This is a genomic window from Microcoleus sp. B5-D4, from assembly GCF_036705145.1.
Classification (GTDB): domain Bacteria; phylum Cyanobacteriota; class Cyanobacteriia; order Cyanobacteriales; family Microcoleaceae; genus Microcoleus.
On record NZ_JAUBTV010000144.1, the window covers coordinates 1 to 10,617 of the forward strand.

A 10,617-nucleotide genomic window follows, 5' to 3' on the forward strand; every position below is an offset into this window, starting at 1 on the left:
TGATTGTGTTATTTATAAAATTATCCTATGTATTCAATTACTGTAATTAAACTTCACTACATATTTATTACTACCAAAGATATTAATGAATCGGCGTTGCACAATTTGAGGATTATTGTAGTGAGTAGGGTTAGGCGTACCGCAGGCTTTGAAAATACACGCCTTCGGTCTCATGGGCCCCTCCACAAAAAGAATCAAAATCATCCCACTATTATGCAACCCTAATTAACCCGCTCATACGATATCTTTCACTCTACAAAAACCAACCAACCAGGCAGCATATAAAATCCCCTCGCGCAGAAGCTGGGGAGGGGCAATGGTCAATAAAATTATTGGTTTTAAATTATCGAGATGTAGGTCTTTTTTTGCAGTATGAAGAGGTATCGATCGAGCGAACGACCCATCTTGGTCAGTCGCTAAGATAATTTCCCGGTGGGAAACCGAGAAATTATCAACTAAATCAACCTTTTTTCTGCTGGCGTTGGAGCTTAGTTTTCCAATTGGCGATATCCTTCTGAGCCTGCTGATAACTCTTAGTACCCGACGGCACCAGCGAAGCAGCTTCAACTGCCTCTTTCAGCTTTCCTTGAGATCCGCGCAACTGAGCAATTTTGAGAATAGTTTCGCTCCACCCTCCAATCAACTGCTGAGCTTCTTCATACTTCGGCTGACCCGGTTCAATTTTATTAGCTTGCTGGATGCCTTTACTGTAAGAAGAGGCAACACCCCGCTTAATTTGACCCTTAGCAGCCGATAGCAAAGCAGCATTTACATCTTGGTCTTTGGATAGCTCCTCCCACTGAGCGATCGCCTGTTTCGACTGATTGTAAACAGGCCCATTGACATCAGGCATCAATTTAGCCGCCCCGATCGCCCCCTGGAAATCGCCTCGAGCAGCCCGCCCGTTAGCTATATCCAAAATTGTCAAACTCCAGCGCTCAATATCCTGCTGAGCCTGCGGGTAGAGCGGATCGCTAGGCGGAATCGTTCGAGCCTTAACCACTGCTTTATTAAAACTAGAAGCCGAACCATCCTTGAGGAAAGTTTTCGCCTCAGCCCACACCTGCTGGCTGGATGGTGGCTGCTTGGTTCCACTCCCTGCTTGCACCGCCCGCGGCTGGTTCTGTGACCCCCCAGTACCAGTCAATTGTTGAGATCCAGAGTTTTGGGCATTTTTAGCAGGCGAGCGAGGATCTCCTTCCTGCTGACCAATAAAAATTGATTTGTTCGTCACAAACACACCCAACAGCAGCACCAAAGCCGTAGCTGAACTCCACAAAACTAGCTGCTGCAAAAATGACTTATCCGACCCCCCGTTATGCTCATCCTCCGGCTTTTGCAAGTTCGGTCGATCGCCCCCCCGATCGGCAGGGGCCACAGCATTTGGCTGCGACACAGGCGGCATCTCAACCGGCGAATCCTGAGCATTGCGAACTGCCGGAGGCAGATCCATTCGAGCCGTAGCCGTCGCCATTTGCGGGCGATCGAACCCATCAGCCGTACCAACCATCATATTGCCGTTGCGTCCGGCCAACGCAGCAGTTGGTACCCCTGAAGCATCCGGCAAAATCACCAAATTAGCCTTTCCTGGAGGATTCACCACCATCAAAGGTTCTTGTTTCGGACGCAAATGGTGGTCACACAGCTCCGGCAGTCGATCGCTCAAAAAACGGTCTAAACCCTTAATCGTCATGCACTGTCCCGATCGCAGCCCCTCCAAAAGCGCCGTCGTAAAAAACCCCTGACGCAAAGCCGAAGTTTCCCGCGAAACTTGATTCGCGCGGCAAGAAAGCACCGTCGGAATTTCCAGTTCCCGCGCCAGCTCGGCCGTTTGAGAGCCGATCGTTTCCCCCGCTTTCACAATCTGGCTGCGGTTCATATCAACCAGCACCAACACCGTTTCCGTAGGAGCGTTTTTCAGAGTATTCAACAGCAACTCTACCGGAATCCCCGTACCCTGAATGTCAGCCGGATTGCCGTCAACCGGCATCAAATAATCCTTACCTTCATAGCTAACACCATAGCCGCTAAAAAAACACCAGAGTAAATCTCCCTGTTGCACATGTTCGGCGCAGAGGGTTTGGGTCAATCTCAGAATATTTTCCCGATTTGGATATGTAGATTGACCCCACAGCGACGGCGAGCTATCGGTCATCAGCAGACATCCATCCGGCGCAAAACCCGCCTCCTCAGTCAAAAAACCGTACAGAGCCTCTGCATCCTCTTGGGCGTAACTCAAAGGCTGGAGTAACTGATATTGATTGATGCCTATTGCAATACAAGCGTGATTTTTCATCCCCATATGCCCTATATATATAGTGGACAGCTTGCACAAAACGATAACACATACCCGTTTAAGGTTATACCCACTTTCGCCAGCACTCACAGAGCAGTTGTCCGAAGGCCGAACTCCCAACAAGCCCCCAAATTTAGCATCCTAGAATTTTTAATTTTTATATGGTCGTACAAAATTCTCCCCTGTGCCTGCCTTTAGAAAAATAAAGTTAAATTGGATACATAGGCCCGTCTATTTGACTCTAATTTTCACCAAACTACACCAAAAAGGAATAACCCGCCCATGGTCTCTACCGCCAAAAAAGAAATCTCCCCCCACAGCGAATCGCTCCTGAAGCAAAAGCATCCTAAAACTCACAGCCACTATAGGTTTCAAGATTTTTTTGCCTTCGATCGCCAGATGGGTACAATTGACGACTGGAATGAGTCGCGCAACATTTTTACCAGCGAAGACTTCATTATCGGTTTGGTGGAGGGGCTCGAAGAAGAAGTAGGCCCCGCGTCCTCTGTCATCATGTATACTATTGGTTGCCAGTGGGGACTCCAAGATTCTGAATTTTTTCAAAAATGGTTTAGTGCCGAATTCGACCAAAACATTCGCCAGTCAAATCTCATGTTTCTGCTAGAAACTTGGTGGTGGCCTTTCACGGCTCAAGGTTGGGGTCGCTGGGAAGTTGACATGAGCGATCGCAAACACGGCTGCATCTTCATCAACCTCTTTGACTCAGCAGTTGCTCGCACATTGGGAGACGTAGGCAAACCGGTTTGTCACCTATACGCCGGTTTGTTCGCCGGTTTCTTCGGCTCTTTAGTCAAAAAGCCTCTGAGCTGCATAGAACTCCAATGTTACTCAATGGGAGAAACCTATTGCAAGTTCCTGCTTGGCAACCCAGATAAAATTGATGCAGCAGCATTCTGGCTCAACGAAGGTGCCAACGCCCGCGATATTCAAAATCGACTGCAACACGGTGAAATATTGCGGTAAACAACCTGGAAAGGCACATCCCCTGCCCTGCCTTTCCTCCCACCAATTTCGCGATCGAAAGTGCGATGGTGGACTTCTCCAGGCAGGAAGAAAGATGAAAAGTCAAACTTCATGGTTGGGCCAATCTGTCCAAGAATTCTTTGGTCACTATAATTGGCTGGGAAAATCTTTAGAAACCCCAACTGGCTCTACCCCCGGTCAACTTCTGAGTTTAACCCAGCCAGTCGCAGACTTTTTTCAAGCTATTTCTTGGGAAGGAATTCCGGAAGTAGGTGCCCTCCCCCTACCGCCACCCTTGCCAGTAATTTCTATTTCTGAACAAGCAGAAGTCACCATTGATGACCTCTTCGACCTGTTTTAATCTGTGTAGGGAATGGAAAATGACCCTGCGTTAATATTAGGAATTCCGCACTGCAACTGGTAACTTTATTATTTATTATTGGGAAGTAGGAAAACTCCTAATAAAGAACTACCACTTGCAAAATGCCAACTGACTTCCTTTTATCAATTACCGATTACCACTTAATTAAAATCATGCACCCTGAGATTGAGGCGCTGCTGGATCAGGCAGAAAACCGCTTTTTAAAAGGCGAAGAACTCATAGCTTTTAAGCGTCAAGCTGTAACCCTTGTCCAGCGCTTAAAAATTTACGAATTTTTGCGAGAGAAGGAAGCAAGCATCTTCCAACCAGTAGCTACCAAACTACAAGAAACATTCCCCGACGAAAAACAAGAAACCTTAGAACGATCGCTCAAACACTGGGTTTTAGTCTTGCGGTACTGTGCTATGGCTATGCTGCTCAACGATCAAAACTTTCTCGAACAGCGCCTTGTAGACTGGCTTTCCGGCATAGTCGAAGCCCACCAAACTCAAAAAATAGAAGCAACTGTTTGCAATCTGCTGCAAACTCGTTTAAAAGAATTGCTTTCCGAGCAAGCCCGGGCTATATTGCAACCATTTTTCGACCAAGCACAGTCAATTATTATTGACCAAGGTAATAAATAATCAGCTTTCTTCCCAATTTCCAATTCCCGATTCCCAATTCCCAATTCCCAATTCCCGATGATTAATATTGCCGACTTACTCAAACAGCCCCGACTCCCTGGAAACTACTTTGCCAGCGATGCCTACGTCCGAGGCGACCTCGAACTCGGCCTCCTCGAAAACCGCCGGGGCGATCGGCTCCTAGCGCTCCCAGAAACACTGATTCAAGCCATTTATATCGGCTTAGAACAAGAAACAGGTCAAGCCTCCCGCCTCGTGCTTTTCAACTGCGGTCGCTGGTGGGGTAAAAACTTCTACGTGCGTTTTTGCGAAGAAGTCAGCGAATACTACGGTCAGCCAGTTTCTGAAATGGAAATGGTAGAATTTATTCAGTCCTTACAGCAGTGTTGGAAAACTCATGGATGGGGAACATTTGATCTTGACCCCAGCTATTCAGAACATGGATTTTTAATAGTAAAAATTGCTAACTCTCTTTTTGCTAAAACAGCCCCCAAGTCTAAGCGACCAGCCTGTTTTCTAGAAGCAGGTATTTTAAGTTCTTTCTTTAGTCAGCTTACGGGTCGAGAACTTCACTGCCTGCAAACATCCTGCGAATCATTGGGTTCGGACTGCAACCGCTTTATTTTAGGGCTGCGCGATCGCCTCCAACCTGCTGATTCTATGGTCGAAGAAGGAAAAGACCATGAAGCTATTCTCAGTCAACTTTTTCAAAAAAAATGACTTATTTGACAGCTATTACTTTGTTGCTAATAGCTGTCAAATCGATTTTTTGCCAGCCATATTATCGACCGTATTATCAAAACTGTGAGTTAAATTATAAAAAAGCTCGTTAGTTAAAAAATAAGGTTTTAGCAATTCAAATAAAACCTGATGATAACTAGCAGCTAAAAACTTCATAACTTACTCTAGAAACTCATAAAATTTAAAAGCAATCAAAACCTCAAATATTTTGCTAGAACTTAATGGACGCCAATGAACTTCTAACTCGATATGCAGCCGGCGAAAGAGATTTTAGACTGGCAAATCTGCGCGGCATTGTGTTGAGTCCGATCGATTTATACCGTTCCAGCGATGCCCCAACTCTAATTTTGGCAAACCTCAACCAACACCAGCAACGACCCTACTTAATCGGTGCTAACCTCAGCGGGGCAGACCTCACCAAAGCCCATCTGAGCCGAGCCAATCTCAGCAAAGCTGACCTCAGCGGAGCCAATCTCACCGGCGCCAACCTCATGGCAGCCAGTCTGAGTGGAGCCAATCTCATCGGAGCCAATCTCAGCGGCGCCAACCTAGCCGGATCTCATCTGAATTGGGCAAACCTGACCGGAGCAATTCTTCCCAATGCTAATCTCATAGGTGCAGATATGAGCGCCGCTAACCTCACCAAAGCCGTTCTGACTCAGGCCAATCTCAGTAAAGCCTATCTGATTAAATCCAATCTCAACGGAGCAAACTTCAAAGATGCTTACTTAAGTCTAGCGAGTCTCAAAGAGGCAGACTTGACCGAAGCACAGCTCACCGGAGCCGAATTATCCAAAGCCAACCTAGCCGGAGCCAACTTAACCCGTGCTAACCTCAGCAAAGCCAACCTGTTGAAAGCTAATCTCAGGCGAGCTAACCTCACTCAAGCCTATTTAAACGGCGCGTGCTTGATCGGATCAGACCTTAGCGAAGCTTGCTTGGATAGAGCCAATATGTGCAAAGCAGACCTCAGCAAAACCTATCTGAGAAACATTACTTTGAATGGCAGCCACTTAAGCGGTATTAACCTCAGCGGAGCCGACCTCAGCGGTGTAGACTTGAGCCGCAAACTTTTAACTGGAATTAATATGGCAGAGGCATTGTTGAATGAAGCCAACTTAAGCGGTGCTTATCTGATGGAAGCTAACTTGAGCGGAGCCAACCTCAGCAAAGCCAACCTGAGTCTAGCCTACCTGATCAATGCTGACCTGTCTAATTCTTGCCTGCATGAAATTAACTTGACCAAAGCTAACCTGAGTAAAGCCAACTTGCAGAAAGCTGACTTGACAGGAGCCAACCTCCGGGGAGCCATTCTCACTGAGGCGGATTTGACGGGAGCGAAGTTGATTGGAGCCACTCTTCCTAACGGCACAGTTTATCGGCGTTAACTTGTCAACCCCCTTGATTATTTGCCTAGTAAAGTGCGGTTGATGTCCAGAATTGGAAAAAATAGGTTCCTTTCTTCCACTGTGAGATATTGTTTGAGAACCTTTTTCATCACATCGTAAGTCACGGTCGCACTATTTCTAACTTGAACAGCGCCTAAAATAGTTTGCAACCAAAGTAGTAGCCGATCGCGCAATCGTTCCGTATCATTAATCAACAGTGCGGCCGCCGAATGCCTCAACACCCGCACAATATCTCCACGGCACTTTTCAGTCATATCGTTACCCCCCCGCCGAAATAAACTAGGGTCTAGAGACAGCATTTGTGCTTCCACTTGCCGCATAATTTCTGTTTCAGATGCTTGAATTTTTTTATAAGCACTCATCCGGTGATTCAAAGACTGAAAGTAGTCTTTCAAAAATTGGAGTTCTTCTGCACTGGCGTAGCGTCCGTCTGCTTCCATGCTCAAACGCGCAAGTTGGCTCAACATAGATTTTTCTCTACTACTAAAATACAAACATATCAGTTTTAAGCTTGTTTAGTCCGAACTAAATACTGTCCTACTTGAAAGCGGGTTTCATTAAGCTGTGTAACGATAGAACGAGTAATTAACTTTCCTGATTCTACAACTACTTGACCCGTAATTGGGTGTAATAAATCTTGCTGGGCCCGGCGGCCGATCAGAGCTTCGACATTTTCAATAGCATTAATGTACATCCCCGCAGGCAACTCTACAACCACACCCTCGCCCATAATTTGAGCCTGACAAGCAAGTCGCGAATTGGCTTTAGCCGTTGTAATGACTTCCAACGTCCTTTTCTCGCGGCGGTTCATGTCCGACAAGCCTTCCATGCCTTCTTTAATGTAAACATGGCAGGTAGCGCACATTCCCCGCCCCCCGCATTCCTTGAGAACGTCTAAGTCTTTGGAAAGTAAGGCAGATAGGATATTCGATCGGGTTTCGACTGCTATTTCCTCCGCAATTGGATCTAGTTTAATAATTTTAACCATATTGATGTTTGCTCCTGTCAAGTTCAGTATTTAGCAAGTTACGATCAACTTATTCAAAGCGCAAAAAAATTTGGCTAACACTCAAAAAGGTTAAGATGCCTTGACGACAGCATCGGCTTCTGGCTCTCTAACCCCTATGGCATAACCGCACTTCTGTTTTGGTCATATCGCTGTTCCCTGGCCCCGATTCCCCAGCTTAGCCTTTAAAAGCTAAAACCTTAGAGACTTTCTGCATGGCATTGAAAAAACTGTAATAGTCGCGATCGACTAAAATAGCAGCCACAGGTAGTTCCCGATCGGGTACCGGCATCCGGCAAGATTGATAGTGATTCCGAAGCTCAAGGATTTTAGTAGGTGCGACTGTGCGATCGCTCTCAAGGAGGCTGAGAATGAACCTGAGATAACATAGGCTGTACCTGGCGAGCGATTCAAAAAGTTGAATTTTTGTCAGAATTATTTACATATTTTAATACTAGCTCAAGCTTTTTCTATAATTAGACCGATGCAACATTCTAAGTACCGCATTTTAGGGCTAGTCGGACAAGGACAATTTGGTCGAGTCTTTTGTGCCAGCGTTCGAGAAGCTCCCGCCCAGGACTCCCGCCTCACCAGCCAACTGGTTGCTCTCAAAGAACTTAGTCATCAAAAAGCCCCAACTAGCGAATTCTTGCGAGAACTGTGGTTTCTGATCACCTTGCAGCACCCGAACATTGTTACCTGCCGAGCTCTAGAACACACAGCTACAGGCCGGTACTTGGTTATGGACTACTGCGAGGGAGGAACCCTCCGCAACCTGCTCAAACAAGAGCGCCCCTTGCGTCTGCTCGAAGGTTTGCAGCTCGTCATGGAAGTTTTAGCCGGCTTAGACTACGCCCACCGCCGAGGCGTAGTTCACTGCGACATCAAACCCGAAAATATCCTCCTAACTTTAGGAGCAAAAGGTTGGTCGCCCCGGCTGTCTGACTTTGGCATCGCGCGTCGGCTGCCAGAAATAGGTACCACTCGCCTCCACCAAGAAATTTCTCCCGACGCTACCGTAGGTTCCCCCGCTTACATGGCCCCTGAGCGGTTTTACGGTCTCTTTTCGCCGATGTCAGATATATATGCAGTAGGAATTCTGCTGTTTGAATTGCTAATGGGCTACCGCCCTTTCGGGGGAACCCCCGGAGATTTGAGGTGGGCGCACCTGAATCAACGCTTGCAATTTCCCGACGCCATCCCCGAACCTTTGCAAGCAATAGTCAAAAAATCTTTAGAAAAGCTGCCAGCCCGCCGTTTTGCCAGTGCTTCCCAAATGGCTCAAGCTCTGCGGCTGATCATGTACGACCCTGCTGTCAGACAATTGGGCGACTGCATTATTCCCTGGGAAAATCCCACAACCAGTGGTGATAAAGGTCTGAAGTCGGAAACTGAGTCTTTGCTAGAAGTTGAAGAGGAAAAAGCTTCACAGTCGGCTATTAATTTACTTCGGACTGTGCGCTATTCGCTTTCGCAGCCCAAGCCACTGATACTTCCTGCACCGTTGACCGCTTTAATTGCCACTGAAACCTATCTCTATGCTGCTGTAGGTACAGAGGTCAAGGTTTGGTCTCAGCCGGGAAAACAGCTAGTTACAGGAGAAATGTCTACTTCGATTTCATTAATGGCGGAAATCGTGCGCGGCATTTTACCTGTTTCCAACGGCTGCTGCGTTCTCACTCCCCAAAAACTTTACTGGCTCAATGAGCGATCTTGGGAGCCTCAGTGTTTACTGGATATGGGTTTGAGGCAAGGGCCAGATTCTTTAAAAGCTGCTGTAGACTCTCGCGGCAACTGGTTGACAGTAGCGGTTCCCGGCGAACTGCGTTTTTATTCTTTAGCTGGAAACAGCACGGCGGGCGATCAGAAAAAAGCCCTGAAGCCGATCGCTACTGTGCCGTTACCAGAACACTATTTACCAGAATTAATGTTTTTGGATCGGCGACACGTCTTAGCAGTTTGGCCTGACAACGAACCAAAAAATCCTCAAACTATTTTTAGAGTTTACACTCGCCGCGGCACGCCGGTGGGTTCTGTGCGGTTGTCTGCCAGCGTGGGACAGATGCTGTTGACACCTGAGCCTTATACTTTGCTGGGAATTCCCCAAGGTGGTAAAGCGGCTGTGCTGTTGATGAAATTGTGGCCGCTCAAGGTAGCGCGAATTCCCCTGGAAAGTTTGCCCGTGTCTGCTTGTGTGGCTAATTGGGGATGGGTGTTGGCAGATGTTGAGGGGCAGATAGAAGTGTTAAACAGTCAAGGGATTCAAGTAGGGAATTTTAGCAGCCCCGCCTCACCCCGGGCGATCGCTCCTTGGGGGAATAGAGGTTTGGTGATTGCTGTCAATACTGAGGAAGAGAGTCACTTGCACTTTTTAGATGTAGATGTTGAGGAGACCAACTCGCGCTCGCTCATCAAGGGCTGATAACTGGGGTAACTGAAGGAGTTTGGGGGTGTAGTTCAGGATAGTGTATTTGCGGGCGATCGATTCCTGGGAGTTCGATCGGGGTTAGAGTACCGTGTCGTGTCAGCTTCTGGATTTTGAATCAGAGGAATGGTTAAGGGCGATCGGCTCAATCTGAGACCCAAACCTCCCTCAGTAAAGTCCCAGAAATGCAGACACCACTTACATATATATATGACTCATGCACCAGCCTGCTTCTGTCATCCTCACCCTGTGATCCAGCCTCACCCCTTACACTCTAACTTTGCCTAACCTCTACTCCAAGTAAGCCCCATCATGTTGAACCACTGAGTCCTTATACCCATGCGCGGGAAATAGTCCGCCCCAAAGCCGTATTTGGGCCCAAAAAAAGACCCCATAGTTAAAAGAGGAGTCAGCCAGGGGATACCGGAGCAGGTCACAAGTGCCGAAACCCTTGATGTGTATAGGTTCAAAAAAAAGTCAAAAATATTTTCGCAAAACGCTTGACAACTCTGGGGAGAGTTGATACATTAATAAAGCGCCAGAAGGGAAGCGGTTCAAACAACCGCGAACTAAAGGTAAAAAACTGAACCTAGAAAAAAGAATAGTTTGAAAGCTTAAAGCACTATTAACCTCGTCAAAAAAATCAAGATAGAGAGTAAAAGCATCGCTGATATTCAATATCGCAAACAACGAGAAAAAAGTCAAGGGAAAAAAACCAGCATTTGTGCTGAGTAGAAAGAACTTGACGTAA

The 10,617-nt window shown here is 47.0% G+C and carries 10 protein-coding genes; 6 read left to right on the forward strand and 4 right to left on the reverse strand.

Annotated elements, in window-relative coordinates; translation table 11 throughout:
• Positions 1-460: 460 nt before the first annotated feature.
• On the reverse strand, positions 461-2,296 hold the full coding sequence (locus QUB10_RS32970; protein ID WP_333207322.1) for a peptidase C14: 1,836 nt from the start codon (positions 2,294-2,296) through the stop codon (positions 461-463).
• Positions 2,297-2,578: 282 nt separating this feature from the next.
• Here QUB10_RS32970 and QUB10_RS32975 point away from each other — a divergent pair, with 282 nt between their 5' ends.
• From QUB10_RS32975 to QUB10_RS32995, 5 genes are all read left to right on the forward strand, one after another.
• The gene (locus tag QUB10_RS32975) at positions 2,579-3,280 is read left to right on the forward strand and encodes a V4R domain-containing protein (protein ID WP_333157607.1); all 702 of its coding nucleotides are present in this window, start codon (positions 2,579-2,581) and stop codon (positions 3,278-3,280) included.
• Between the two features lie 94 nt (positions 3,281-3,374).
• Entirely contained in the window at positions 3,375-3,641 is a 267-nt protein-coding gene (locus tag QUB10_RS32980; RefSeq protein WP_006635916.1) for a hypothetical protein, read from the forward strand.
• A 173-nt stretch (positions 3,642-3,814) separates the two neighbouring features.
• A complete protein-coding gene (locus QUB10_RS32985; RefSeq protein WP_333207323.1) occupies positions 3,815-4,285 on the forward strand; it encodes a phycobilisome protein in 471 nt (156 codons plus the stop codon).
• Between the two features lie 57 nt (positions 4,286-4,342).
• Entirely contained in the window at positions 4,343-5,005 is a 663-nt protein-coding gene (locus QUB10_RS32990; RefSeq protein ID WP_333207324.1) for a V4R domain-containing protein, read from the forward strand.
• 242 nt (positions 5,006-5,247) lie between these two features.
• Complete coding sequence (locus QUB10_RS32995; RefSeq protein WP_333207325.1) at positions 5,248-6,414, forward strand: pentapeptide repeat-containing protein; 1,167 nt, start codon at positions 5,248-5,250, stop codon at positions 6,412-6,414.
• Positions 6,415-6,431: 17 nt separating this feature from the next.
• Here QUB10_RS32995 and QUB10_RS33000 read toward each other — a convergent pair whose 3' ends face one another.
• Together QUB10_RS33000 and QUB10_RS33005 are read right to left on the reverse strand one after the other, a co-directional pair.
• Positions 6,432-6,902 carry a phycobilisome protein gene (locus tag QUB10_RS33000; RefSeq protein WP_333146245.1) on the reverse strand — a complete coding sequence of 157 codons (471 nt, stop codon included), beginning with the start codon at positions 6,900-6,902 and terminating at the stop codon, positions 6,432-6,434.
• A 38-nt stretch (positions 6,903-6,940) separates the two neighbouring features.
• Positions 6,941-7,423 carry a 2Fe-2S iron-sulfur cluster-binding protein gene (locus QUB10_RS33005; protein ID WP_333146247.1) on the reverse strand — a complete coding sequence of 161 codons (483 nt, stop codon included), beginning with the start codon at positions 7,421-7,423 and terminating at the stop codon, positions 6,941-6,943.
• A gap of 502 nt (positions 7,424-7,925) precedes the next feature.
• Between QUB10_RS33005 and QUB10_RS33010 the strand changes: the two genes are divergently transcribed.
• Entirely contained in the window at positions 7,926-9,863 is a 1,938-nt protein-coding gene (locus tag QUB10_RS33010) for a serine/threonine-protein kinase (protein WP_333207326.1), read from the forward strand.
• Positions 9,864-10,343: 480 nt separating this feature from the next.
• Here the strand turns inward: QUB10_RS33010 and QUB10_RS33015 are convergent.
• Positions 10,344-10,617: hypothetical protein (locus tag QUB10_RS33015; protein ID WP_333207327.1), on the reverse strand; the 274-nt coding region annotated here is incomplete at its 5' end.